Genomic DNA, 26364 nt, shown 5'->3' with positions numbered 1-26364 from the left:
AAGGTTTTATGCTAAGCGTTCTCTGGAATTTGGCTGCCTTTATCATTGCGCTGGGCGTATTGATCACCGTGCATGAATTTGGCCATTTCTGGGTGGCTCGTCGCTGTGGCGTTCGCGTTGAACGCTTTTCCATCGGCTTTGGCAAAGCGTTATGGCGACGTTTTGACAAACAGGGAACGGAATTCGTCATCGCCCTGATTCCACTCGGCGGTTACGTCAAAATGCTCGACGAGCGCGTCGAGCCGGTGGCGCCAGAGATGCGCCACTACGCTTTCAATAACAAAACCGTCGGTCAACGCGCGGCTATCATCGCTGCCGGACCGATCGCCAACTTCATTTTTGCCATCTTTGCCTACTGGCTGGTGTTCATCATCGGTGTCCCTGGCGTGCGTCCGGTCGTTGGCGAAATAGTGCCCGATTCGATTGCCGCGCACGCACAAATTGCAAAAGGAACGGAACTTAAAGCGATAGATGGCATCGAAACGCCTGATTGGGATGCTGTGCGCATGGCGCTGGTCTCGAAGATCGGCGACGAGCAAACAATAGTTACGGTCGCCCCTTTCGGGACAGCTCAGCGTCAGGATAAAATCCTCGATCTGCGGCACTGGGCGTTCGAGCCGGATAAACAAGATCCGGTGACATCGTTGGGCATTCAGCCCCGCAGCGCGCAGATTGATACGGTACTGGCAGAAGTACAATCAAACTCGGCGGCGCAGAAGGCCGGTTTGCAAGCGGGCGACAGGATCGTTAAAGTCGATGGTCAACCGTTAACGCAGTGGATGATGTTTGTGAATCTGGTGCGTGATAATCCGGGTAGGGCGTTGGTATTGGACATCGAGCGACAGGGTAGTCCTTTGTCTGTTACGCTGACGCCAGATTCGAAACCCGGAAAAGGCAAAGCTGAAGGGTTTGCAGGGGTTGTGCCTAAGGTCATCCCGCTGCCTGATGAGTATAAGACAGTGCGTCAGTACGGGCCGTTTGCCGCCATTGCTGAAGCCACGGATAAGACCTGGCAACTGATGTCGTTAACGGTCAGGATGCTGGGTAAATTGATAACCGGTGATGTCAAACTGAACAACCTCAGCGGGCCGATTTCTATCGCCCAGGGGGCTGGAATGTCAGCGGAGTTTGGGTTGATTTACTATCTGATGTTCCTTGCGCTGATTAGCGTGAACCTCGGAATAATCAATCTGTTCCCGCTTCCCGTCCTGGACGGGGGGCACCTGCTGTTTTTGGCGATTGAAAAGCTGAAGGGCGGGCCGGTATCCGAGCGAGTTCAAGACTTTAGTTATCGCATTGGCTCAATACTGCTGGTGTTGTTAATGGGGCTTGCACTTTTCAATGATTTCTCTCGGTTGTAAGAGAGTTTGTTAGGAAGAACGCATAATAACGATGGCGATGAAAAAGTTGCTCATAGCGTCGCTGCTGTTTAGCAGCGCAACCGTATACGGTGCTGAAGGGTTCGTGGTGAAGGACATTCATTTCGAAGGCTTGCAGCGTGTCGCTGTTGGTGCGGCCCTCCTCAGTATGCCAGTGCGTCCTGGCGATACGGTGACCGATGATGATATCAGTAACACCATTCGCGCTCTGTTTGCCACTGGCAACTTTGAGGACGTTCGCGTCCTGCGCGATGGTGATACCCTGCTGGTGCAGGTGAAAGAGCGCCCAACGATTGCCAGCATCACTTTCTCCGGTAACAAGTCGGTGAAGGATGACATGCTCAAGCAAAACCTTGAGGCATCCGGCGTTCGTGTGGGTGAGTCTCTTGACCGCACGACGCTCGCTGATATTGAGAAAGGGCTGGAAGATTTCTACTACAGCGTCGGTAAGTACAGCGCCAGCGTAAAAGCTGTCGTCACTCCGCTGCCGCGTAACCGCGTTGACCTGAAACTGGTATTCCAGGAAGGCGTCTCGGCGAAAATCCAGCAGATCAATATCGTCGGTAACCATGCATTCAGCACCGATGAACTGATTTCAACATTCCAGCTGCGCGACGAAGTGCCGTGGTGGAACGTAGTCGGCGATCGCAAATATCAGAAACAGAAGCTCGCCGGGGATCTCGAAACCCTGCGCAGTTACTATCTGGATCGCGGTTACGCACGTTTCAACATCGACTCCACCCAGGTGAGCCTGACGCCGGATAAAAAAGGCATCTACATCACCGTAAACATCACCGAAGGCGATCAGTACAAGCTGTCCGGTGTGCAGGTGACGGGCGATCTGGCAGGACATTCGGCAGAAATCGAAGCCTTGACCAAAGTGGAGCCGGGCGAGCTGTATAACGGCGCCAAAGTGACCAAAATGGAGAATGATATTAAGAAACTCCTCGGTCGCTACGGTTACGCCTACCCGCGCGTCCAGTCGCAGCCGGAAATCAACGATACCGACAAGACCGTCAAGCTGCACGTCAACGTAGACGCGGGCAACCGTTACTACGTGCGTAAAATCCGCTTTGAAGGCAACGACACCTCGAAAGATGCCGTTCTGCGTCGCGAAATGCGTCAGATGGAAGGGGCATGGCTGGGTAGCGACCTGGTCGATCAGGGTAAGGATCGTCTGAATCGTCTCGGCTATTTCGAAACGGTTGATACCGATACGCAGCGCGTACCGGGCAGTCCGGATCAGGTAGACGTGGTCTATAAGGTCAAAGAACGTAACACCGGCAGCTTCAACTTCGGTATCGGTTACGGTACCGAAAGCGGTGTGAGCTTCCAGGCCGGCGTTCAGCAGGACAACTGGCTGGGTACCGGCTATTCCGTTGGAATTAACGGCACCAAAAACGATTACCAGACCTATACTGAACTGTCGGTAACCAACCCGTACTTTACCGTGGATGGCGTCAGTCTCGGTGGTCGTATCTTCTATAACGACTTCGATGCGAACGATGCGGATCTGTCTGACTATACCAACAAAAGCTATGGTACAGACGTAACGCTGGGCTTCCCGGTAAACGAATACAATACGCTGCGCGCGGGCTTAGGGTACGTCCATAACTCCCTGTCCAATATGCAGCCGCAGGTGTCGATGTGGCGTTATCTGAACTCAATGGGTCAATATCCGGATAACACCGATGATAGAAACTCATTTAGCGCCGACGACTTCACCTTCAACTACGGTTGGACCTATAACAGGCTCGACCGTGGCTTCTTCCCAACGGAAGGTTCGCGCGTCAACCTGAATGGTAAAGTGACCATTCCTGGCTCTGATAACGAATACTACAAAGCCACGCTCGATACGGCCACCTACGTACCGATCGATAACGATCACAAGTGGGTGGTTCTGGGACGTACCCGCTTTGGTTATGGTGACGGCCTCGGCGGTAAAGAGATGCCGTTCTATGAGAACTTCTACGCCGGTGGTTCAAGCACCGTGCGCGGGTTCCAGTCGAACACCATTGGTCCGAAAGCGGTTTATTTCCCGGCCAGCAGTCGTCACGATGATGATGACAGCTATGACAGTAACTGTAAGAGCACCGAATCTGCGCCGTGTAAATCGGATGATGCAGTGGGTGGTAACGCCATGGCCGTTGCCAGCCTGGAGATGATTACGCCGACGCCGTTTATCAGCGATAAGTATGCGAACTCGGTCCGTACTTCCTTCTTCTGGGATATGGGTACCGTGTGGGATACACACTGGGATTCGAGCGCTTACGCGGGTTATCCGGATTACGGTGATCCGAGCAACATCCGTATGTCTGCCGGTATTGCGGTACAGTGGATGTCGCCGTTGGGGCCGTTGGTATTCTCCTACGCCCAACCGTTTAAAAAGTACGAGGGAGACAAAGCCGAGCAGTTCCAGTTTAACATTGGTAAAACCTGGTAATTGCGGGCAACAACGGAATGTAAGTGCAGTATAGCGCTGACTTTAGGCGATAACCGCGGTTATCGCCTGGCCACGCAAATAACGGTACCCCTGGGTACTCATGGGATGGTAAGGAGTTAATTGTGAAAAAGTGGTTATTAGCTGCAGGTCTGGGTTTAGCAATGGTAACTTCCGCACAAGCGGCAGATAAAATTGCAATGGTTAACATGAACAGCCTGTTCCAACAGGTTGCCCAGAAAACTGGCGTTTCTAATACGCTGGAAAACGAGTTTAAAGGCCGCGCTAGCGAGCTGCAGCGTATGGAAGGCGATCTGCAGTCCAAAATGCAGCGTCTGCAGTCCATGAAACCAGGTGCCGATCGTACCAAGCTGGAAAAAGACGTTATGGCTCAGCGCCAGACCTTCTCTCAGAAGGCTCAGTCTTTTGAGCAGGATCGCGCCCGTCGTTCTAACGAAGAACGTGGCAAACTGGTTACCCGTATCCAGACTGCTGTGAAAAGCGTAGCGAGCAACCAGAGCATCGATCTGGTTGTTGATTCTAATGCCGTTGCATACAACAGCAGCGATGTGAAAGACATCACCGCTGATGTGCTGAAACAGGTTAAATAAGTAATGCCTTCAATTCGACTGGCTGATCTTGCGCAGCAGTTGGATGCAGAATTACACGGTGATGGCGATATCGTCATCACCGGCGTTGCGTCCATGCAGAGTGCAAAAGCAGGCCATATTACGTTCATGGTCAACCCTAAGTACCGTGAGCACCTGGCCGCTTGCCAGGCTTCTGCCGTTGTCATGACGCAGGATGATTTACCTTTTGCCCAAGGCGCCGCGCTGGTAGTGCGTAATCCCTACCTGACCTACGCGCGCATGGCTCAAATTCTTGATACCACGCCGCAGCCGGCGCAGAATATCGCGCCCAGCGCGGTTATTGATGCTACGGCGAAGCTGGGTAAAAACGTAGCGATTGGCCCGAATGCCGTTATCGAATCCGACGTTGTGCTGGGTGATAACGTGGTTATCGGCGCCGGGTGCTTCGTTGGGAAAAAGACGAAAATTGGTGCTGGCTCCCGTTTGTGGGCCAACGTGACCGTTTACCACGAGATTGAGATCGGTGAGAATTGCCTGATTCAATCCAGCACCGTCATTGGTGCCGATGGTTTCGGTTATGCCAACGATCGTGGCAACTGGGTGAAGATCCCGCAACTGGGTCGCGTCATTATTGGCGATCGCGTGGAGATCGGCGCCTGTACTACTATCGATCGTGGCGCACTGGATGATACCGTCATCGGCAATGGCGTCATCATTGATAACCAGTGCCAGATTGCGCATAACGTTGTGATTGGTGACAATACTGCCGTTGCTGGCGGAGTGATCATGGCAGGCAGCCTGAAAATTGGCCGTTACTGCATGATCGGTGGCGCCAGCGTGATCAACGGCCATATGGAAATCTGCGACAAAGTTACCGTTACCGGGATGGGTATGGTGATGCGTCCTATCACCGAGCCTGGGGTCTATTCTTCAGGTATCCCGCTGCAACCGAATAAGGTATGGCGTAAAACCGCAGCGTTGGTGATGAATATTGATGATCTCAGCAAGCGCCTCAAATCGATTGAGCGTAAGGTTAATCAGCAAGAGTAGCGCCTCTGGTGACACACAAAATCATTCACGGCGGCATTGAGGCGGCAGTCACTGCTGGCAAAGACGTCGCGTGAAAGATACGGTGTAAAAATTTTCGGCCTGTTGCATTCATAAGATTGCCGCAGGCCGTGTTATTATTGCCTTTTAGTATATTTAGACAGGAAGAGTATTTTGACTACTGACACTCATACTCTGCACATTGAAGAGATTCTGGAACTTCTGCCTCACCGTTACCCGTTCCTGCTGGTAGATCGCGTGCTGGATTTTGAAGAAGGTCGTTTTCTGCGCGCAGTAAAAAATGTTTCTGTTAACGAACCGTTTTTCCAGGGGCATTTCCCTGGTAAACCGATTTTACCAGGCGTATTGATTCTGGAAGCAATGGCGCAGGCCACCGGCATCCTGGCATTCAAAAGCGTCGGTAAGCTCGAACCGGGTGAACTCTATTACTTCGCCGGGATTGATGAAGCGCGTTTCAAACGTCCGGTAGTGCCAGGCGATCAGATGATTATGGAAGTCACTTTCGAGAAAACCCGCCGCGGTCTGACGCGCTTTAAAGGCGTCGCACTGGTTGACGGTAAAGTGGTTTGCGAAGCAACGATGATGTGTGCGCGTAGCCGGGAGGCCTGATACGTGATTGATAAAACCGCCTTTATTCATCCAACTGCCATTGTGGAAGAGGGCGCCGTTATCGGTGCTAACGCTCACATTGGCCCGTTTTGTATTGTTGGTGCTAACGTCGAAATAGGCGAAGGTACCGTACTGAAATCTCATGTTGTTGTTAACGGCCACACCAAAATTGGTCGCGATAATGAGATCTATCAGTTCGCTTCTATCGGTGAAGTTAACCAGGATCTGAAATATGCTGGCGAACCGACCCGTGTGGAAATTGGCGATCGCAACCGCATCCGCGAAAGCGTCACCATTCATCGCGGCACAGTACAGGGCGGTGGATTAACGAAGGTGGGCAGCGATAACCTGCTGATGATCAACGCGCACGTCGCGCATGATTGTACGGTCGGCAACCGCTGTATTCTGGCCAATAACGCCACCCTTGCCGGGCATGTCTCGCTGGATGATTTTGTCATCATCGGCGGCATGACCGCCGTGCACCAGTTCTGCATCATCGGCGCACACGTGATGGTGGGCGGCTGCTCCGGCGTTGCGCAGGACGTACCGCCGTTTGTTATTGCCCAGGGCAACCACGCGACGCCGTATGGCGTCAACATCGAAGGCCTGAAGCGCCGCGGCTTTAGCCGTGAAGCGATTACCGCGATTCGTAACGCGTATAAGCTGCTGTACCGCAGCGGAAAAACGCTGGACGAAGCCAAACCGGAAATCGCCGGGCTGGCGGCTCAGCATCCTGAAGTTCAGCCATTTGTCGATTTCTTTGCCCGCTCAACCCGCGGTCTGATTCGTTAATGGCTGAACCGCGTCCCCTGACGATTGCCCTGGTCGCCGGAGAAACCTCCGGCGATATTCTTGGCGCCGGTCTGATCCGCGCGCTCAAAGCGCGCATTCCCAATGCGCGCTTTGTCGGCGTGGCGGGGCCGCTGATGCAGGCCGAAGGGTGTGAAGCCTGGTATGAGATGGAAGAGCTGGCGGTCATGGGGATTGTTGAAGTGCTCGGCCGCTTACGTCGGCTGCTGCATATCCGCGCCGATCTTACCCGCCGTTTCAGCGAGCTGCGTCCCGACGTTTTTGTCGGCATCGACGCGCCTGATTTCAATATCACCCTCGAAGGCAATCTCAAAAAACAGGGTATTAAGACTATCCATTACGTCAGCCCCTCGGTATGGGCATGGCGGCAAAAACGCGTTTTCAAAATCGGCAGATCGACCAATCTGGTGCTGGCATTCCTGCCTTTCGAAAAAGCGTTTTACGACAAATTTAACGTTCCCTGCCGTTTTATCGGTCATACCATGGCGGATGCCATGCCGCTGGATCCGGATAAAGGCGCCGCGCGCGATCGTTTAGGGATCGCCCGGGACGTGCATTGCCTGGCGCTGCTGCCGGGGAGTCGCGGTGCGGAAGTGGAAATGCTCAGTGCGGATTTTCTGAAAACCGCGCAAATTCTGCGTGCAAGCTATCCCGATCTGCAGGTGCTGGTCCCGCTGGTCAATGCGAAACGGCGCGAACAGTTCGAGCGGATTAAAGCGGAAACGGCGGCGGATCTGCCGGTCCATCTGCTGGATGGTCAGGCGCGTGATGCGATGATCGCCAGCGATGCCGCGCTGCTGGCCTCCGGGACCGCGGCGCTGGAGTGTATGCTGGCCAAATGCCCGATGGTGGTTGGCTATCGCATGAAGCCGTTTACCTTCTGGCTGGCGAAACGGCTGGTGAAAACCGACTACGTTTCGTTACCGAATCTGCTGGCCGGACGCGAGCTGGTGAAAGAGCTGTTGCAGGACGAATGCCAGCCGCAGCGGCTTGCCGATGCGCTGCGACCGCTGCTGGCCGACGGCAAAACCAGCCACGAAATGCACGATACCTTCCGGGCGCTGCATCAACAAATTCGCTGCAATGCTGATGAGCAGGCGGCGGACGCAGTACTGGAGTTAGCGAAATGATTGAGTTTGTTTATCCGCATACCCATCTGGTGGCCGGCGTTGACGAAGTTGGCCGCGGGCCGTTGGTTGGCGCGGTGGTTACCGCGGCGGTAATCCTTGACCCTGGCCGGCCAATTGTCGGCCTGAACGATTCCAAGAAATTAAGCGAAAAGCGTCGTCTGACGCTGGTCGATGAAATCAAAGAGAAGGCGTTAGCCTGGAGTCTGGGTCGCGCGGAGCCACATGAAATTGATGAGCTGAATATTCTGCATGCGACCATGCTGGCGATGCAACGCGCGGTTGCCGGCTTAGCGATTGCGCCGGAGTTTGTGCTGATAGATGGCAACCGTTGCCCGTCGCTGCCCATGCCTGCACAGGCGGTGGTCAAAGGCGATAGCCGGGTGGCAGAAATCAGCGCAGCGTCTATTCTGGCTAAAGTCGCGCGCGATGCGGAAATGACTGAGCTGGACCTTGAATTTCCTCAATATGGCTTTGCGCAGCATAAAGGCTACCCTACCGCTTTCCATCTGGAAAAACTGATCGAACATGGCGCAACCGAGCATCATCGGCGCAGTTTTGGCCCGGTAAAACGCGCCCTGGGCCTTGCGTCCTGATTCTTGCGTAGGGAAATAAGTTAACCGGAATCTGAAGATGTCTGAACCACGTTTCGTCCACCTGCGGGTGCATAGCGACTATTCCATGATCGATGGGCTGGCGAAAACCGGGCCGCTGGTGAAAAAGGCGGCCGCGCTCGGCATGCCTGCGCTGGCGATCACCGATTTTACCAACCTCTGTGGGCTGGTGAAGTTCTACGGAGCGGGACATGGCGCCGGGATCAAACCGATCGTCGGGGCGGATTTTCATGTTCAGAGCGATCTGCTGGGCGATGAGCTGACGGAACTGACCGTGCTGGCGGCCAACAATACCGGATATCAGAACCTGACGATGTTGATTTCCCGGGCCTACCAGCGTGGCTACGGCGCGCAGGGGCCGTGGATCGACCGCGACTGGCTGGTCGAGCACCAGGAAGGGCTGATTCTGCTCTCCGGGGCGAGGAAAGGCGACGTCGGCGTCAGCCTGACCCGTGGCAATATGCCGCTGGTCGAACAATGCGTCTCTTTCTACGAACAACATTTCCCGAATCGCTACTATCTGGAGCTGATCCGTACCGGCCGCGCCGACGAAGAAGCTTATTTACATGCCGCGGTGCAGCTGGCGGAAGAGCGGGGTTTGCCGGTTGTTGCCACCAATGACGTGCGTTTTCTGGAAACAGGTGACTTCGATGCGCATGAGATCCGCGTAGCGATTCACGACGGCTTCACCCTTGACGATCCCAAACGCCCGCGTAAGTACTCGCCGCAGCAATATATGCGCAGCGAAGAAGAGATGTGCGAGCTGTTCTCCGATATTCCGGAGGCGCTGGAGAATAGCGTCGAAATCGCTAAGCGCTGCAACGTCACCGTGCGCCTGGGCGAATACTTCCTGCCGCAGTTCCCGACCGGGGATATGACGACGGAAGATTATCTGATTAAGAAATCGAAGGAAGGTCTGGAAGAGCGCCTCGAGTTCCTGTTTCCTGACCCCGAAGAGCGTGTCAGACGTCGCCCGGAGTACGATGAACGTCTGGATATCGAACTCCAGGTGATTAACCAGATGGGGTTCCCGGGCTACTTCCTGATCGTGATGGAATTTATCCAGTGGTCGAAGGATAACGGCGTGCCGGTCGGGCCTGGTCGTGGTTCCGGTGCCGGTTCGCTGGTGGCCTATGCTTTGAAAATCACCGATCTCGACCCGCTGGAGTTCGATCTGCTGTTTGAACGTTTCCTGAACCCGGAACGTGTATCGATGCCCGACTTTGACGTCGACTTCTGCATGGAGAAACGCGATCAGGTTATTGAGCACGTGGCGGAGATGTACGGTCGCGATGCGGTATCGCAGATTATCACCTTCGGTACGATGGCGGCGAAGGCGGTTATTCGCGACGTTGGCCGCGTACTGGGCCACCCGTACGGGTTCGTCGATCGGATCTCGAAGCTGGTGCCGCCCGACCCGGGGATGACGCTGGCAAAGGCGTTTGAAGCCGAGCCGCAGCTGCCGGAAATCTACGAAGCTGACGAAGAAGTTAAAGCCCTGATCGACATGGCGCGCAAGCTGGAGGGCGTCACGCGTAACGCCGGTAAGCATGCGGGGGGCGTGGTTATCGCCCCGACCAAAATTACCGATTTCGCCCCGCTATATTGCGATGAAGCCGGTCTGCATCCGGTTACCCAGTTTGACAAGAACGACGTAGAATACGCCGGGCTGGTGAAGTTCGACTTCCTTGGCCTGCGTACGCTGACCATCATCAACTGGGCGCTGGAGATGATCAACAAGCGGCGGGCGAAGAACGGCGAGCCGCCGCTGGATATCGCGGCGATCCCGCTGGACGATAAGAAAAGCTTCGATATGCTGCAACGCTCGGAAACCACCGCGGTTTTCCAGCTTGAATCGCGCGGCATGAAAGACCTCATTAAACGTCTTCAGCCCGACTGCTTCGAAGATATGATCGCTTTGGTGGCCCTGTTCCGACCGGGGCCGCTGCAATCGGGGATGGTAGATAACTTTATCGACCGTAAACACGGCCGCGAAGAGATCTCTTACCCGGACGTGCAGTGGCAGCATGAGTGCCTGAAACCGGTGCTTGAGCCGACGTATGGCATTATCCTTTATCAGGAGCAGGTCATGCAGATTGCCCAGGAGCTCTCAGGCTATACTCTCGGCGGCGCGGATATGCTGCGTCGTGCGATGGGTAAGAAAAAGCCGGAAGAGATGGCCAAGCAGCGCGGTACCTTCGAAGAAGGGGCGAGGAAAAACGGCATTGACGGCGAGCTGGCGATCAAAATCTTTGATCTGGTGGAGAAATTCGCCGGTTATGGGTTTAACAAATCGCACTCGGCGGCCTATGCGCTGGTCTCCTACCAGACGCTGTGGCTGAAAGCGCACTATCCCGCCGAGTTTATGGCGGCGGTGATGACCGCGGATATGGATAACACCGAAAAAGTGGTCGGGCTGGTAGACGAATGCTGGCGGATGGGGCTGAAAATTCTGCCGCCGGATATCAACTCCGGGCTGTACCATTTCCACGTTAACGACGACGGTGAAATCGTTTACGGTATCGGCGCGATTAAAGGGGTGGGTGAAGGCCCGATCGAAGCCATTATCGAAGCGCGTAACGACGGTGGCTATTTCCGCGAGTTGTTCGATCTTTGCGCCCGTACCGATACCAAAAAGCTCAACCGGCGGGTGCTGGAAAAACTGATTATGTCCGGGGCGTTTGACCGCCTCGGGCCGCATCGTGCAGCATTAATGAATTCGCTGGGCGATGCGCTGAAGGCCGCCGATCAACATGCGAAAGCCGAGGCGATTGGCCAGGCGGATATGTTCGGGGTGCTGGCGGAAGAGCCGGAACAGATCGAACAGTCCTATGCCAACTGCCAGCCGTGGCCGGAGCAGGTGGTGCTGGATGGCGAAAGGGAGACCCTGGGGCTGTATCTGACGGGCCACCCGATCAACCAGTATTTAAAAGAGATTGAACGCTATGTTGGCGGCGTGAGACTTAAAGATATGCATCCGACCGATCGTGGTAAAGTCACCACGGCGGCGGGGCTCGTTATTGCTGCGCGGGTAATGGTCACCAAGCGCGGTAATCGTATCGGCATCTGTACGCTGGATGACCGTTCCGGGCGTCTGGAGGTGATGTTATTCACCGACGCGCTGGATAAATATCAGCAATTGCTGGAAAAAGACCGCATACTTATCGTCAGCGGACAGGTCAGCTTTGATGACTTCAGCGGGGGGCTTAAAATGACCGCCCGTGAAGTCATGGACATTGACGAAGCCCGGGAAAAATATGCTCGCGGGCTTGCTATCTCGCTGACGGACAGGCAAATTGATGACCAGCTTTTAAACCGACTCCGTCAGTCTCTGGAACCCCACCGTTCGGGAACCATTCCAGTACACCTCTATTATCAGAGGGCGGATGCGCGCGCGCGGCTGCGTTTTGGCGCAACATGGCGCGTCTCTCCGAGCGATCGTTTACTCAACGATCTGCGTGGCCTGATCGGCTCGGAGCAGGTGGAACTGGAGTTTGACTAATACAGGAATACTATGAGTCTGAATTTCCTTGATTTTGAACAGCCGATTGCAGAGCTGGAAGCGAAAATCGATTCCCTGACTGCAGTAAGCCGTCAGGATGAGAAACTAGATATTAACATCGACGAAGAGGTGCATCGTCTGCGCGAAAAAAGCGTAGAGCTGACGCGCAAAATCTTCGCCGATCTGGGGGCATGGCAGGTTGCGCAACTGGCACGCCATCCACGTCGCCCATACACCCTGGATTATGTTCGCCTGGCATTCGACGAATTTGACGAGCTGGCCGGTGACCGCGCATATGCCGACGATAAAGCGATTGTCGGTGGTATTGCACGTCTGGACGGGCGGCCGGTGATGATTATCGGCCATCAGAAGGGGCGCGAAACGAAAGAAAAAATTCGTCGCAACTTCGGTATGCCGGCTCCGGAAGGCTACCGTAAGGCGCTGCGCCTGATGGAGATGGCTGAGCGCTTCAAAATGCCGATCATCACCTTTATCGACACCCCAGGAGCATATCCTGGCGTTGGTGCGGAAGAGCGTGGCCAGTCTGAAGCGATTGCCCGTAACCTGCGTGAAATGTCACGTCTGAGCGTACCGGTTATCTGCACCGTTATCGGTGAAGGTGGTTCCGGCGGCGCGCTGGCGATTGGCGTGGGCGACAAAGTGAACATGCTGCAGTACAGCACCTACTCGGTGATTTCCCCGGAAGGCTGCGCCTCCATCCTGTGGAAAAGTGCGGATAAAGCCCCGCTGGCGGCTGAAGCGATGGGCATCGTTGCGCCGCGTCTGAAAGAGCTGAAGCTGATTGACTCCATTATTCCGGAGCCATTAGGCGGCGCGCATCGTAATCCGGAAGCCATTGCGGCAAGCCTGAAAGCGCAGCTGCTGGCCGACCTGGCTGACCTCGACACCCTGAGCGAGGAAGAGCTGTTGAACCGTCGCTATCAGCGTCTGATGAGCTACGGCTACGCCTGATCGTTGCTCGCGTTAAGTATTCCAGGGGCCGGATTTTCCGGCCCTTTTTTTATGTGCGATACGCCAGCGCGATTGCTATGATGCCTGACTCAGGTCAATTCCAGGAGGAAAGCGTGAATATCATCGCCATCATGGGGCCCCACGGCGTCTATCATAAAGACGAGCCGATCAAAGAGCTGGAAGCGGCCCTGCAACGGCAGGGTTTCCAGACCATCTGGCCGCAAAACAGCGCCGACCTGCTGCAGTTTATCGAACACAATCCGCGGATCTGCGGGGTCATCTTCGACTGGGATGAGTACAACGTCGATCTGTGCAGCGAGATTAATCAGCTGAATGAATACCTCCCGCTGTATGCATTTATCAATGCGCATTCGACGATGGACGTCAGCAGCCAGGATCTGCGCATGACGCTGTGGTTCTTCGAATACGCGCTCGGCCTGGCGCAGGAGATCGCCACCCGTATCGCCCAGTACACCCGCGAATACCTCGACAACATTACGCCGCCGTTTACCAAAGCCTTGTTCAACTATGTACAGGAGGGGAAATATACCTTCTGTACCCCCGGGCACATGGGCGGCAGCGCGTATCAGAAAAGCCCGGTGGGCTGCCTGTTTTATGACTTCTTTGGCGGCAATACCTTAAAAGCCGACGTGTCGATTTCAGTCACCGAACTGGGGTCGCTGCTCGATCATACCGGTCCGCATCTCGAAGCCGAGGAGTATATCGCCCGCGCCTTCGGCGCCGAACAGAGCTACATGGTGACTAACGGAACCTCGACCTCGAATAAGATTGTTGGCATGTATTCCGCGCCGGCGGGCAGTACGCTGCTCATCGACCGTAACTGCCACAAATCTCTGGCGCACCTGCTGATGATGAGCGACGTGGTACCGCTGTGGCTGAAACCGACGCGTAATGCGTTGGGCATTCTGGGCGGCATCCCGAAACGCGAATTTACCCGCGATAGTATCCAGCAAAAGGTGAACGCGACGGGCGGGGCGGCGTGGCCGGTTCATGCGGTGATCACCAACTCCACCTACGACGGGCTGCTCTATAACACCACCTGGCTCAAAGAGACTCTGGATGTGCCTTCGATCCATTTTGACTCCGCCTGGGTGCCCTATACCCATTTCCATCCGATCTACCAGGGGAAAAGCGGGATGAGCGGCGAACGGATCCCCGGAAAGGTGATCTTCGAAACTCAATCGACGCACAAAATGCTGGCCGCGTTGTCGCAGGCATCGCTGATCCATATTAAAGGCAGCTACGACGAAGAGACCTTTAATGAAGCCTTTATGATGCATACCTCAACGTCGCCGAGCTACCCGATCGTTGCGTCGATCGAAACCGCGGCGGCAATGCTGCGCGGCAATTCAGGCAAGCGCCTGATTCAGCGTTCGATAGAGCGAGCGATGGATTTTCGCAAGGAGGTTCAGCGCTTACGGGAAGAGTCCGACGGCTGGTTCTTCGATATCTGGCAGCCGGAAGATATTGAGCAGGTGCAGTGCTGGCCGGTGGCAAGCGGCGAGGACTGGCACGGTTTTAAAGATGCCGATGATGACCATATGTTCCTCGATCCGGTGAAGGTAACGATCCTCACGCCGGGAATGGACGAACAGGGCCATATGGCGGAGGAAGGGATCCCGGCCGCGCTGGTGGCGAAGTTCCTGGATGAACGCGGGGTGGTGGTAGAGAAAACCGGCCCCTACAACCTGCTGTTTCTGTTCAGCATCGGCATTGATAAAACCCGGGCAATGGGGCTGCTGCGCGGCTTAACGGAGTTTAAGCGCGCCTACGATCTCAACCTGCGGGTGAAGAATATGCTGCCGGATCTGTATGCTGAAGATCCTGACTTCTACCGCAATATGCGCATTCAGGATCTGGCGCAGGGGATCCATCGCCTGATTCGCCAGCACCAGCTTTCGCAGCTGATGTTAAGCGCGTTTGATGTGCTGCCGGAAATGAAAATGACCCCTAATCAGGCCTGGCAGCGGCAAATTAAAGGCGAGGTGGAAACCATTGAACTGGAAAACCTCGTCGGGCGCATCTCTGCCAATATGATTCTACCGTACCCGCCGGGCGTACCGCTGCTGATGCCTGGCGAGATGATTACCGAAGAGAGCCGGACGGTACTCGATTTCCTGCTGATGCTGTGCTCGATTGGGCGCCATTACCCGGGGTTCGAGACGGACATCCACGGCGCGAAGCGCGGCGATGACGGCGTATACCGGGTACGAGTCTTAAAAAATGACTAACGGGCTTGCGCCGCGGCGAGCGCTGCGAGTAACCTGGTGAATATCAACAGGAGGAGTTTAACCATGCTGGGTTTAAAACGGGTTCACCATATCGCCATCATCGCCACCAACTATGCGCAGAGCAAAGCCTTTTACTGCGATATCCTCGGCTTTACGCTGCAGAGCGAGTTTTATCGTGAAGAGCGCGACTCGTGGAAGGGCGATCTGGCATTGAATGGCGAGTATGTCATTGAGCTGTTCTCTTTCCCGTTCCCTCCTGCTCGTCCCAGCCGCCCGGAAGCCTGCGGTTTGCGCCATCTGGCCTTTAGCGTGGATGATATTGACGCGGCGGTGGCTCATCTGGAAGCGCATGGCGTGGCCTGTGAGGGGATTCGTGTCGATCCCTTTACCGACAAGCGCTTTACCTTCTTTAACGATCCGGACGGCCTGCCGCTGGAGATTTATCAACAGTAACCCTTGCCAGCGAGAGTCCGGGCCGGTAACGTGCCGGGCTATCTCTTCTCAGCCAGCACTATCATCATGATGACTCCAGATATTGCGCCAAGCCTTCAACCCTATCGTCAGTTTTTGGTGGCCTTCAGCGGCGGCCTGGATTCGACGGTGCTTTTACATCAGCTGGTGTGCTGGCGCGAGCGTGATCCGACGGTGCAGCTGCGGGCCATCCATATTCACCACGGCCTGAGCGCTAACGCCGATAGCTGGGTTACGCACTGTCAGCAGATTTGTCAGCAATGGCAGCTTCCGCTGGTGGTGGAACGGGTGACCCTGGCGAATGAGGGGCTCGGCGTGGAGGCGCATGCCCGGCAGGCGCGTTATCAGGCTTTCCGCACGACGCTGATGCCGGGGGAAGTGCTGGTCACGGCGCAGCATCTTGACGATCAGTGTGAAACCTTTCTGCTGGCGCTTAAGCGCGGCAGCGGCCCGACCGGGCTGGCTGCCATGGCGGCGTGTTCTGATTTTGCCGCCACAAAGCTGCTCCGTCCGCTGCTGAACTGCCGTCGCCAGGCGTTACGTCAGTGGGCGCTGGCTCATCAGCTGCGCTGGATTGAGGATGAGAGCAATCAGGATGATACCTACGATCGCAACTTTCTCCGCCTGCGCGTTGTCCCGCGGCTGAACGCGCGTTGGCCGCACTTTAGCGAGGCGGTCGCCCGCAGCGCCAGCCTGTGTGGCGAGCAGGAACAGCTGCTGGATGAGCTGCTGGCGGAAGAGCTGGCAAAGCTGGTGGCGGCGGACGGGACGTTAGCCATTGAGCCGCTGATGGTTATGAGCGCGCCGCGCCGCGCCGCGCTGCTGCGGCGCTGGCTGGCGGGGCACAATGCGCCGATGCCTTCGCGCGAAATGACGGAGCGCATCTGGCGGGAAGTCGCGCTGGCTCGGGAGGATGCCTTCCCCTGTTTGCGCCTTGGCGACTTTACCGTGCGTCGTTACCAGCAGCGGCTGTGGTGGGTGAAATATTTCCCCGGCCAGGCGGAGGCGGTTGTGCCGTGGGCTGATTGTCGCCAACCGCTGTGTCTCCCGGACGGGCTTGGCGAGCTGACGCTGCTGGCTGGCGGGCCTTTACGCGCGCCGCGCGCCGATGAGGGGGTGACGGTGCGCTTTCGCGCCGGCGGCCATCTGCATATTGTCGGCCGTCATGGCGGCCGCAAGCTGAAAAAAATCTGGCAGGAGCTGGGGGTGGCGCCCTGGCGTCGCGATACCACACCGCTGCTGTTTTACGGTGAGACGCTGATTGCGGCGGCGGATTCCCTGTTTGTCACCCGCGAAGGGGAAGCGCTGGCAGGTGAGGGCATGCAGCTCAGATGGAGGAAAACGGGCGGCTGAGCCACCCGTTTTTATTCAGGACTCACTTACCACCACGGTACCGATTTCCGGGTGGCTGAAGCTGGCGATTTTATCCAGGCGTAGCTCGCGATTATTTCCGCTCAGCTCCACCACCAGATACTCGATATTTTTGCGCGAGATAAGATCGCTTGCTTTGGCCTGCAGCTGCTCACCGTCTTTGAGCGTCAGTACTAGCACCAGATGATGCTGGCAGGCAAGTTCGAGGTTGTCATAATCATCGCAGTTGATGGGTTGATAAGTATCATTCATTGACATAATCGCTCACCAGTAAGTTTGCTGCCGCACAGGCGGCCTTTTCCCTGACTGACTCCGAAAGGGCCTCATCCGCCGCAATTTCATTCAACACTTTCAACACGCAACCCAGCGCATCCGGAATATACCCTAGGTCTCCGCTGGCTATTTCCGCATACCGCTTGCGTATTAACTCACAATAGTGGTCCACATGCCCTCCTGTCAGTATTCTGACTCAACCGTGGGATGCAAGTTTAAGCCTACGAAGATACACTCTGTTTAGCAAGGTGACTATACCATAGTCATTTAAGCAATATCAGCAGGATGAAAAGGGAGGCGCGGATTGCCGGCAGCCTTTTGTCGCCAGTTTCGTTACAATGTCCGCCATTTATTTCAGGAGTTTATTCATGGCGCTGAAAGCGACAATTTATAAGGCCACGGTGAACGTTGCCGATCTGGATCGCAACCAGTTTCTCGACGCCAGCCTGACGCTGGCTCAGCATCCGTCGGAAACCCAGGAGCGCATGATGCTGCGGCTGCTGGCGTGGATCAAATACGCCGACGAGCGTCTGCAGTTTACCCGCGGCCTCTCTTCAGATGACGAGGCGGAGCTGTGGTTGCTCAACGATCACCTCGGCGTTGACCTGTGGATTGAGCTCGGTTTACCGGATGAGCGGCGGATTAAAAAAGCCTGCTCCCGGGCGCAAGAGGTGGCGCTGTTTGCCTACAATAGCCGGGCCGCTGAAATCTGGTGGCAGCAAAATAAGAGCAAGATGGCGCAGTTCAGCAAACTGACGGTCTGGTATCTGGATGATACGCAGCTTGCGCAGCTCAGCGCTTTTGCCGATCGGACGATGAACTTACAGGCCACGTTGCAGGACGGTAGCATCTGGTTATCTGATGCTAAGAATAATCTGGAAATTAATTTAACCGCCTGGCAGCCGCCGGCATGATTACGATTAGCCGCAGCGTCGCCATTCCGGATGACGAATTTACCCTTTCCGGGATCCGCGCCCAGGGCGCGGGCGGCCAGCACGTGAATAAAGCCTCAACCGCTATCCATTTGCGTTTTGATATCAAGGCGTCGAGCCTGCCTGAGTATTATAAGGAACGTTTACTTGCCGCCAGCCACCACTTAATTTCTGCCGACGGTGTGGTTATCATTAAAGCTCAGGAATATCGCAGCCAGGAGATGAATCGCGAAGCGGCTATCTCTCGTCTGGTGGCCTTAATCAAAGAATTAACCGCAGTGCAAAAAAGCCGCCGGGAAACGCGGCCGACCCGGGCCTCAAAAGAGCGCCGGCTGGCCTCGAAGGCACAAAAGTCCTCGGTAAAAGCGCTGCGTGGGAAAGTTCGTCAGTAGACGCCCATGGCGAACGGGTGGAATGGATGATAAGGAATGAACAGTGAAGAAAATTGTATTTTCAGCGGTGGTAGCGGGCTCGCTTTTTGCGCTGTTTGGCTGTAACCATCGTTCAGAGGTGGAGACGCTACAGCCAGCGCCGATGGAAGAACTGAAGCCTATGCAGCAAAGCTGGCGCGGCATCTTACCGTGCGCCGATTGCGAGGGCATTGAAACCTCGCTGTTCCTCGAAAAAGATGGCAGCTGGATAATGAATGAACGCTATCAGGGCGTCAGCCGTGAGCCGTCATCGTTCGCGTCGTACGGCACCTGGGCGCGTACTGCGGATAAGCTGGTATTGACCGATAGCAAAGGTGAGAAGTCCTGGTTCCGGGCGAAGGGCGAGACGCTGGAAATGCTCGATCGGGAAGGAAATCCGCTTGAATCAACGCTGAACTATAGCCTGAAATCGGTAAAAGCCAGTCTGCCGACCACGCCGATGGCCATGCGCGGAATGTACTTCTATATGGCGGATGCGGCGACCTTTACCGACTGTGCGACCGGTCAACGCGTTGCGGTCGCCAATAATGCCCAGCTTGAACGCGATTATGCCGCCGCCCGCGGGACGCAAACGCGCCCGGTGCTGCTGGTGGTAGAAGGGCACTTCACGCTGGAAGCCAACCCGGACAGTGGGGAAATGGTCAAAACGCTGATGGCGGATAAAGACATTCAATTCGTCCCGGGCAAAGACTGCAACCCGTAACCGCTTGTCGCGGTAGAAAAGAAAAGGCCTCGCATCCGCGAGGCCTTTTTGTTTTTCGTCGCGATCTGCGGAATTAGCCTTTAATGGCGCCAACCAGGTAATTGACGATATCGCCGGTTTTGATCAGCTGCTTCTCGCCGTTACGACGATATTTGTATTCGATATCGTCGTTGTCGAGGTTGCGATCGCCGAGAACGATAGTATGCGGGATACCAATCAGCTCCATATCGGCAAACATCACACCCGGACGCTCTTTACGGTCATCCATCAGCACTTCGATGCCCTGCGCGCGCAGTTCACCATACAGCTTCTCAGCCAGCTCCTGCACACGGTAGGACTTGTGCATGTTCATCGGCAGGATCGCGACCTGGAAAGGCGCAATGGCGTCCGGCCAGACGATGCCGCGCTCATCATGATTCTGCTCGATGGCAGCGGCCACCACGCGGGTCACCCCGATACCGTAGCAGCCCATGGTCAGCACCTGGTTGCGCCCGTCTTCGCCCTGGACGGAGGCGTTCATCGCCTGCGAGTACTTGGTACCCAGCTGGAAGATGTGGCCCACTTCGATACCGCGTTTAATCAGCAGCGTACCCTGACCGTCCGGGCTCGGATCGCCGGCGACGACGTTACGGATATCGGCGACTTCCGGCGTGGCGACATCGCGATCCCAGTTAATGCCGAAGTAGTGTTTGCCATCAATATTGGCGCCGGCAGCAAAATCGCTCATTGCGGCCACGGTCCGGTCAATCACCACCGGAACCGGCATGTTGACCGGACCCAGAGAACCCGGACCGGCGCTGACGATGGCGCGAATCTCTGCTTCGGTGGCAAAGGTCAGCGGGCTGGCAACCTGCGGCAGCTTCTCCGCTTTCACTTCGTTCAGCTCATGGTCGCCGCGAACCAGCAGGGCGACCAGCGGATACGCGCTGTCTTCTACCGCTTTAACCAGCAGCGTTTTGACGGTTTTCTCCACCGGCAGGTTGAACTGCTCAACCAGCTCGGCGATGGTTTTGGCCTGCGGCGTATCGACCAGGGTCATCTCCTGGGTTGCCGCTGCGCGCGGCGTTTGCGGCGCTAACGCTTCTGCGAACTCGATATTGGCTGCGAAATCAGAGCTGTCAGAGAAGATAACGTCATCTTCGCCGCTCTGTGCCAGCACCTGGAACTCATGCGATGCGCTACCGCCGATAGAACCGGTGTCAGCCTGTACCGCGCGGAAATCCAGACCCATGCGGGTGAAGATTTTGCTGTAGGCGGCATACATTGCATCGTAGGTTTCCTGTAGCGATTCCTGAGTGGTATGGAAAGAGTAAGCATCTTTCATCAGGAATTCGCGAGAACGCATTACGCCAAAGCGCGGGCGAACTTCGTCGCGGAACTTGGTCTGAATCTGGAAGAAGTTCAGCGGCAGCTGCTTATAAGAGTTCAGCTCGTTGCGGATCAGGTCGGTGATCACTTCTTCATGCGTCGGCCCGAGGACAAACGGCCGGTCGCCGCGGTCAACGAAGCGCAGTAGCTCCGGACCGTATTGCTCCCAGCGACCGCTCTCCTGCCATAAGTCCGCTGGCTGCACCACCGGCATGGACACCTCGATAGCACCGGCGTTGTTCATCTCTTCACGCACGATGTTTTCGACTTTTTTTAGGACGCGCAGGCCGGTCGGCAGCCAGGTGTATAACCCGGAGGCCAGCTTACGGATCATCCCGGCGCGCAGCATCAACTGATGGCTGATGACTTCGGCGTCGGCAGGTGTCTCCTTTTGAGTGGAGAGCAGGTATTGGCTAGTACGCATGTTGTTACGGTTCCATGTGGACGATCGGAACAGGCTGGCGGACCAGCCTGAAACAAAAAAAGTGGTTTAGTTTACCAGTGTGGCAAAGATGCCAAAAGAGAGGAAAATAAAATTAGCGCGCTTCAAGGGAAAAGACTTCAAAACCGGACGGAATCACGCGCCAGCGCACGTTAAAATCAAGCAGCCAGACGGCATAGGTTTTCCCCGCTTCTTCCTCTTTTCGATAGGCCGGACGGGGATCCTGCGCCAGCACTTCGCAAATGAATGCTTTCAGGCGCGGGTAGCGTTTCTCCAGGGCCAGTAGCTGCGTTTCCATTTCAGGCGTAAAGCTGACCGCCATCTCCGCCAGCGGCGCCTGCTGGGCGTAGCTGGCGCTGGCATCCGGCAACGCTTCGGCAAAGGGCAGATACGGTTTGATATCGACCACCGGAGTACCATCGACCAGATCCAGACTGCCAAGCTGCAGTATTACCTGCTCCTTATGGCAGCGAACGCCCTTGAGCTCAACCAGCGACATGCCGATAGGGTTTGGGCGAAAGGTCGAGCGGGTGGCGAAAACCCCCATCCGCGCATTACCGCCGAGGCGGGGAGGGCGCACGGTAGGCCGCCATCCGCCTTCCATCGTCTGATGGAAAACAAACAACACCCACAGATGGCTGAAGGCTTCCAGGCCGCGCACGGCGTCAGCCTGGTTATAGGGTGGCAGGAGGTGCAGTTCGCCGCCGCCGTTTTTGACCAGCCCCGGCTGGCGCGGCACGGCAAATTTTTCTTTATACGGCGAGCGAATAACGCCTATCTGCGCGAACTGAAATGCGCTCATTGCGCCGAAACGTTCAGCGCTGAACCCAGGCAAACGGCCTGGCGATAGCATCCTGGTGTCCCGCTGGTGACTTCGCAGCTGTGCAGCAGCACCGCGTTGGCTTTCATTTTGGCCGCGTTGATCTGCAGACGCTTGCGCGCGGTTGGGATATTCGGCGGCGAATCCTGGTTACTCGCCTGGCATGATTCACCGCTCACTTCACCGAGATCGCGGAAAGGCTTGCCGACCAGTGCGGATGCATCGGTATAAATGCGTACCGGCGCCGGGCGCGTAACTTTCGGTTTTGCCGGTTCCGTTCTGGCGGGGGCGGTTGCGGTGCTTTGTACAGGTTCGACGGGAGATCTGCTTAGCATGGAACAGCCGCTTAACATGAGTGCTAACAAACAGACCGGTAAAGCACGCATAGTATTTCCTCAATAAATAATCAAACAGGGCGCTATTGAATCAGGTGCTTGCATAAATGACAAGACGGGCATAAAGCCCGTCCTGAATGATATTACGGTGAAAAAAGATTACCAGCCTTTCACCGCACCGCCGTTAAAGATTTTATTCGCGGCTTCGTACACTTCGTCGCTCTGGTACGCCTGAACAAATTTCTTAACATTTTCCGCGTCTTTGTTGTCTTCGCGAGCCACAATCAGGTTAACGTACGGAGAATCTTTACCTTCGACGAAAATACCATCTTTCGCTGGAGTCAGGCCGATCTGGCTGGCGTAGGTGGTGTTGATCACCGCCAGAGCGATCTGCGCATCGTCGAGGGAACGCGGCAGCTGCGGCGCTTCCAGTTCAACAATTTTTACGTTTTTCGGGTTTTCAATGATATCCAGGGAGGTTGGCAGCAGACCTACGCCTTCTTTCAGTTTGATCAGGCCAACTTGCTGCAGCAGCAGCAGGGAGCGGCCGAGGTTGGTCGGATCGTTCGGAATGGCAATCTGGGAGCCCGGCTGTAGCTCGTCGAGGGATTTAATTTTCTTGGAGTAGCCGGCAATCGGGTAGACAAAGGAGTTGCCAACGGCAACCAGTTTGTAACCACGGTCTTTAATTTGCTGATCGAGATACGGTTTGTGCTGGAAGGCGTTAACGTCGATGTCGCCTTTGCTCAGCGCTTCGTTCGGCAGCACGTAATCGTTGAAGGTCACCAGTTCAACGTCGAGACCGTATTTCTCTTTCGCCACTTTCTGTGCCACCTCAGCAACCTGCTGCTCTGCACCAACGATGACGCCGACTTTGATATGGTTCGGATCTTTTTCATCCTGACCGCAACCCACCAGAGCCAGAGAACCGATCAACGCGCCGACTGCCGCAAAGGTTTTGAAATTAAAGGCCATGTTATTTCCTTCTTGTAAGAGTCTGTGTACACGCGTCATTCAGGCCGCCCTGAGGCGGCTGAATGATGTTGTGTCGATAATGTTATTTGTGAGTCACAGCCCGGACGATACGATCGCCAGAGAATTGAATTAAATAAACCAGAATAACCAGTAATACCAGCACGGTATTCATAACCGTGGCGTTGTAGCCGATATAGCCGTACTGATAGCCAATCTGCCCCAGACCACCGGCACCGACCGCGCCGCCCATGGCGGAATAACCGACCAGGGTAATAAGGGTGATGGTTGCCGCGTTGACCAGACCCGGCAGCGCTTCCGGCAGCAGTACTTTACGCACGATCTGCATCGGCGTGGCGCCCATCGCGCGCGAAGCTTCGATAAGCCCGGTTGGAATTTCCAGCAGCGCGTTTTCCACCATCCGGGCGATAAACGGCGCGGCGCCGACCGTCAGCGGCACAATCGCCGCCTGCAGACCAATCGAGGTTCCGACAATCACCCGGGTAAACGGAATCATCCACACCAGCAGGATAATAAAAGGAATCGAACGGAAAATGTTAACCACCGCGGACAGCGTTCGGTATAGCTTCGCGTTAGCCGCAATCTGCCCCGGACGGGTGACGTACAGCAGCACACCCACCGGCAGGCCGAGGACAAAACCGAAAAAGCCGGAGACGAAGGTCATGGCCAGCGTTTCCCACACGCCGCGCAACAGCAGCCAAATCATTGCCTCAGACATATCCCAGTACCTCTATTTTTACATGATTTTCCTGCAGCCAGGCGATAGCGGCCTGGGTATCCTCCGTGGTGCCGTGCATCTCGGTCAGCATAATGCCGAACTTCACGCCGCCGGCGTAGTCCATCTGCGCGCTAATAATGTTGTTGTTCACATTAAAGCGGCGAGCGGTTTCAGAGAGCAGCGGGGCATCGACGGAATGGCCGGTAAACTCCATGCGCAGCATCGGAACGCTATCGGGAAGCGCATTCGGCTTCAGTCGAACCTGATAGTCATCCGGGATATCCAGGTGCAGCGTCGATTGAATAAACTGCTGCGCCAGCGGGGTTTTCGGGTGAGAGAAGACTTCGCTCACCGTATCCTGCTCAATCAACTGGCCATTGCTGATAACCGCCACGCAGTCGCAGATGCGTTTAACGACGTCCATCTCATGGGTAATCAGCAAAATCGTCAGACCGAGACGACGGTTGATATCTTTCAGCAGCTCGAGAATGGAGCGCGTGGTTGCCGGGTCGAGGGCGCTGGTGGCTTCATCGCACAGCAGAACCTTGGGATTACTGGCCAGAGCGCGGGCGATCGCTACGCGCTGCTTCTGGCCGCCGGAGAGATTTGCCGGGTAGCTGTCATGCTTATCGGCAAGACCGACCAGCTCCAGCAGTTCGCTCACACGGCGTTTAATTTCCGCCTGCGGCGTATTGTCCAGCTCCAGCGGTAGCGCCACGTTGCCGAAAACGGTACGTGAAGAGAGCAGATTAAAGTGCTGGAAAATCATGCCAATCTGGCGACGTGCGCGAGTCAGCTCTTTTTCAGAAAGCGCGGTCAGTTCCTGGCCGCCAACCTGGACACTGCCCTCGGTCGGACGTTCAAGCAGGTTGACGCAGCGGATTAAGGTACTTTTACCCGCGCCTGAGGCGCCGATAACGCCATAAATTTGCCCGGCGGGGACATGCAGGCTGACATCATTCAGCGCCTGTATGGTGCGATTCCCCTGCTGGAACACTTTGGTGATATGCGAAAGTTTAATCATCAGTTATTTATTATCGTTTAGCCGTTTGCCGTGGCATTTTCTTCTGCCGTGTTCAGGCGATGCCTGTCAATGAAATGGATGTTAAGGCATCCAGACGTCTAAATCAATGTGCCTCTGTATAATAGGCACTTTCTTGCATGGCGAAACATGCGATACTAATCAGACTAGCCTTTATCAGGAGCACACCGGTGGCAAAGTCAGTACCCGCAATTTTTCTCGACCGTGACGGTACCATTAATGTCGATCATGGTTATGTCCACGAAATCGACAACTTTGAATTTATCGATGGCGTTATTGATGCCATGCGGCAATTAAAGGAGATGGGGTTCGCCCTGGTGGTGGTCACCAATCAGTCCGGTATCGCCCGAGGTAAGTTTACTGAAGCGCAGTTTGAAACCCTGACCGAATGGATGGACTGGTCCCTTGCCGATCGCGGCGTTGATCTGGACGGTATCTACTATTGTCCGCATCACCCGCAGGGTACCGTTGAAGAGTACCGCCAGACCTGTGATTGCCGTAAGCCGCATCCAGGGATGCTAATCTCCGCACGCGACTACCTCCATATCGATATGGCCGCTTCTTATATGGTTGGCGACAAAGTAGAAGATATGCAGGCAGCGGCAGCCGCAGATATTGGAACCAAAGTTCTGGTCCGCACCGGTAAGCCGGTTACGCCTGAAGCGGAGAATGCCGCCGATTGGGTGCTGAATAGCCTGGCCGAGCTGCCGGAAGCCATCAAAAAGCAGCAAAAATAAGCGTTGCGTATAAAAGATGAGCGGTTGAAATAAAAATGTATTTTTCCGCTTGTCATTCCCGTTCGGCTCCCTATAATGCGCCTCCATCGACACGGCGCTGATGAGAAACATCCCACAGCGACGGTGAGTCGGAAAGAGAAAAATCCTGAAAAATGGGGTTGACTCTGAATGAGGAAAACGTATTATACGGGACCTCGCGACAGAGCGCTAAAGCGCGTCGCAACTGCTCTTTAACAATTTATCAGACAATCTGTGTGGGCACTCAAAGTAACATGGATTCTTAACGTCTTCGGACGAAAAATGAATACCAAGTCTCTGAGTGAACATACGTAATTCATTACGAAGTTTAATTCACGAGCATCAAA

At 55.4% G+C, this 26364-nt stretch carries 25 protein-coding genes; 17 read left to right on the top strand and 8 right to left on the bottom strand.

The window, feature by feature from the left end:
• The first annotated feature begins 8 nt into the window (after nucleotides 1–8).
• The 13 genes from rseP to tilS all read left to right on the top strand — a co-directional run bounded on the left by rseP (nucleotide 9) and on the right by tilS (nucleotide 17187).
• Nucleotides 9–1361: a sigma E protease regulator RseP gene (gene rseP / locus EDF73_RS14615; protein ID WP_132730079.1), complete on the top strand. Its 1353-nt coding sequence runs from the start codon at nucleotides 9–11 to the stop codon at nucleotides 1359–1361.
• Between the two features lie 31 nt (nucleotides 1362–1392).
• Complete coding sequence (gene bamA / locus EDF73_RS14610; protein WP_132729840.1) at nucleotides 1393–3822, top strand: outer membrane protein assembly factor BamA; 2430 nt, start codon at nucleotides 1393–1395, stop codon at nucleotides 3820–3822.
• Between the two features lie 122 nt (nucleotides 3823–3944).
• Nucleotides 3945–4430: a molecular chaperone Skp gene (gene skp, locus EDF73_RS14605; RefSeq protein WP_132729839.1), complete on the top strand. Its 486-nt coding sequence runs from the start codon at nucleotides 3945–3947 to the stop codon at nucleotides 4428–4430.
• 3 nt (nucleotides 4431–4433) lie between these two features.
• Nucleotides 4434–5459 (top strand): UDP-3-O-(3-hydroxymyristoyl)glucosamine N-acyltransferase, encoded by a 1026-nt coding sequence (gene lpxD / locus EDF73_RS14600; RefSeq protein ID WP_132729838.1) that lies wholly within the window; start codon nucleotides 4434–4436, stop codon nucleotides 5457–5459.
• A gap of 171 nt (nucleotides 5460–5630) precedes the next feature.
• On the top strand, nucleotides 5631–6086 hold the full coding sequence (gene fabZ, locus EDF73_RS14595) for a 3-hydroxyacyl-ACP dehydratase FabZ (protein ID WP_004145858.1): 456 nt from the start codon (nucleotides 5631–5633) through the stop codon (nucleotides 6084–6086).
• A gap of 3 nt (nucleotides 6087–6089) precedes the next feature.
• Complete coding sequence (lpxA, locus tag EDF73_RS14590) at nucleotides 6090–6878, top strand: acyl-ACP--UDP-N-acetylglucosamine O-acyltransferase (protein ID WP_132729837.1); 789 nt, start codon at nucleotides 6090–6092, stop codon at nucleotides 6876–6878.
• Nucleotides 6878–8026, top strand: a complete 1149-nt coding sequence (lpxB, locus tag EDF73_RS14585) for a lipid-A-disaccharide synthase (protein ID WP_132729836.1) — start codon at nucleotides 6878–6880, stop codon at nucleotides 8024–8026. Before lpxA ends, lpxB begins: the two co-directional genes overlap by 1 nt.
• Entirely contained in the window at nucleotides 8023–8619 is a 597-nt protein-coding gene (gene rnhB / locus EDF73_RS14580) for a ribonuclease HII (protein ID WP_132729835.1), read from the top strand. The genes lpxB and rnhB overlap by 4 nt, the downstream gene beginning before the upstream one ends.
• A gap of 37 nt (nucleotides 8620–8656) precedes the next feature.
• On the top strand, nucleotides 8657–12139 hold the full coding sequence (dnaE, locus tag EDF73_RS14575; RefSeq protein WP_132729834.1) for a DNA polymerase III subunit alpha: 3483 nt from the start codon (nucleotides 8657–8659) through the stop codon (nucleotides 12137–12139).
• A 12-nt stretch (nucleotides 12140–12151) separates the two neighbouring features.
• Complete coding sequence (accA, locus tag EDF73_RS14570; protein ID WP_045859732.1) at nucleotides 12152–13111, top strand: acetyl-CoA carboxylase carboxyl transferase subunit alpha; 960 nt, start codon at nucleotides 12152–12154, stop codon at nucleotides 13109–13111.
• A 113-nt stretch (nucleotides 13112–13224) separates the two neighbouring features.
• Complete coding sequence (locus EDF73_RS14565) at nucleotides 13225–15363, top strand: lysine decarboxylase LdcC (RefSeq protein ID WP_132729833.1); 2139 nt, start codon at nucleotides 13225–13227, stop codon at nucleotides 15361–15363.
• 63 nt (nucleotides 15364–15426) lie between these two features.
• Entirely contained in the window at nucleotides 15427–15816 is a 390-nt protein-coding gene (locus EDF73_RS14560; protein WP_132729832.1) for a VOC family protein, read from the top strand.
• Nucleotides 15817–15885: 69 nt separating this feature from the next.
• Nucleotides 15886–17187, top strand: coding sequence for a tRNA lysidine(34) synthetase TilS (tilS, locus tag EDF73_RS14555; protein ID WP_132730078.1), 1302 nt, complete (start codon nucleotides 15886–15888; stop codon nucleotides 17185–17187).
• Nucleotides 17188–17202: 15 nt separating this feature from the next.
• On the opposite strand, the gene rof is transcribed toward tilS, so the two are convergent.
• Complete coding sequence (rof, locus tag EDF73_RS14550; RefSeq protein ID WP_132729831.1) at nucleotides 17203–17463, bottom strand: Rho-binding antiterminator; 261 nt, start codon at nucleotides 17461–17463, stop codon at nucleotides 17203–17205.
• Nucleotides 17450–17650, bottom strand: coding sequence for a YaeP family protein (locus EDF73_RS14545; protein WP_132729830.1), 201 nt, complete (start codon nucleotides 17648–17650; stop codon nucleotides 17450–17452). Before EDF73_RS14545 ends, rof begins: the two co-directional genes overlap by 14 nt.
• 196 nt (nucleotides 17651–17846) lie before the next feature.
• Between EDF73_RS14545 and EDF73_RS14540 the strand changes: the two genes are divergently transcribed.
• The 3 genes from EDF73_RS14540 to nlpE are packed head-to-tail and all read left to right on the top strand — an operon-like array spanning nucleotide 17847 to nucleotide 19544.
• On the top strand, nucleotides 17847–18392 hold the full coding sequence (locus tag EDF73_RS14540) for a YaeQ family protein (protein WP_132729829.1): 546 nt from the start codon (nucleotides 17847–17849) through the stop codon (nucleotides 18390–18392).
• Nucleotides 18389–18802 (top strand): alternative ribosome rescue aminoacyl-tRNA hydrolase ArfB, encoded by a 414-nt coding sequence (arfB, locus tag EDF73_RS14535; RefSeq protein WP_132729828.1) that lies wholly within the window; start codon nucleotides 18389–18391, stop codon nucleotides 18800–18802. Before EDF73_RS14540 ends, arfB begins: the two co-directional genes overlap by 4 nt.
• A gap of 43 nt (nucleotides 18803–18845) precedes the next feature.
• Complete coding sequence (gene nlpE / locus EDF73_RS14530; RefSeq protein WP_132729827.1) at nucleotides 18846–19544, top strand: envelope stress response activation lipoprotein NlpE; 699 nt, start codon at nucleotides 18846–18848, stop codon at nucleotides 19542–19544.
• A gap of 73 nt (nucleotides 19545–19617) precedes the next feature.
• Here the strand turns inward: nlpE and proS are convergent, their stop codons facing one another.
• From proS to metN, 6 genes are all read right to left on the bottom strand, one after another.
• Nucleotides 19618–21336 carry a proline--tRNA ligase gene (gene proS, locus EDF73_RS14525; RefSeq protein WP_132729826.1) on the bottom strand — a complete coding sequence of 573 codons (1719 nt, stop codon included), beginning with the start codon at nucleotides 21334–21336 and terminating at the stop codon, nucleotides 19618–19620.
• 112 nt (nucleotides 21337–21448) lie between these two features.
• On the bottom strand, nucleotides 21449–22156 hold the full coding sequence (gene tsaA / locus EDF73_RS14520) for a tRNA (N6-threonylcarbamoyladenosine(37)-N6)-methyltransferase TrmO (protein WP_132729825.1): 708 nt from the start codon (nucleotides 22154–22156) through the stop codon (nucleotides 21449–21451).
• Nucleotides 22153–22560, bottom strand: coding sequence for an Rcs stress response system protein RcsF (rcsF, locus tag EDF73_RS14515; protein WP_132729824.1), 408 nt, complete (start codon nucleotides 22558–22560; stop codon nucleotides 22153–22155). Before rcsF ends, tsaA begins: the two co-directional genes overlap by 4 nt.
• Before the next feature lie 108 nt (nucleotides 22561–22668).
• Nucleotides 22669–23484, bottom strand: a complete 816-nt coding sequence (locus tag EDF73_RS14510; protein ID WP_132729823.1) for a MetQ/NlpA family lipoprotein — start codon at nucleotides 23482–23484, stop codon at nucleotides 22669–22671.
• An 82-nt stretch (nucleotides 23485–23566) separates the two neighbouring features.
• Complete coding sequence (locus tag EDF73_RS14505) at nucleotides 23567–24220, bottom strand: methionine ABC transporter permease MetI (RefSeq protein ID WP_132729822.1); 654 nt, start codon at nucleotides 24218–24220, stop codon at nucleotides 23567–23569.
• Entirely contained in the window at nucleotides 24213–25244 is a 1032-nt protein-coding gene (metN, locus tag EDF73_RS14500) for a methionine ABC transporter ATP-binding protein MetN (protein ID WP_132729821.1), read from the bottom strand. The genes EDF73_RS14505 and metN overlap by 8 nt, the downstream gene beginning before the upstream one ends.
• A gap of 188 nt (nucleotides 25245–25432) precedes the next feature.
• Between metN and gmhB the strand changes: the two genes are divergently transcribed.
• Nucleotides 25433–25999: a D-glycero-beta-D-manno-heptose 1,7-bisphosphate 7-phosphatase gene (gene gmhB, locus EDF73_RS14495; protein ID WP_132729820.1), complete on the top strand. Its 567-nt coding sequence runs from the start codon at nucleotides 25433–25435 to the stop codon at nucleotides 25997–25999.
• Nucleotides 26000–26364: the final 365 nt, after the last annotated feature.

Origin of the sequence: Klebsiella sp. BIGb0138, assembly GCF_004342285.1 — a bacterium.
Taxonomy (GTDB): domain Bacteria; phylum Pseudomonadota; class Gammaproteobacteria; order Enterobacterales; family Enterobacteriaceae; genus Klebsiella.
Note: the sequence above shows the minus strand (reverse complement) of the source record. Positions and strands in the feature narration are given on the sequence as shown.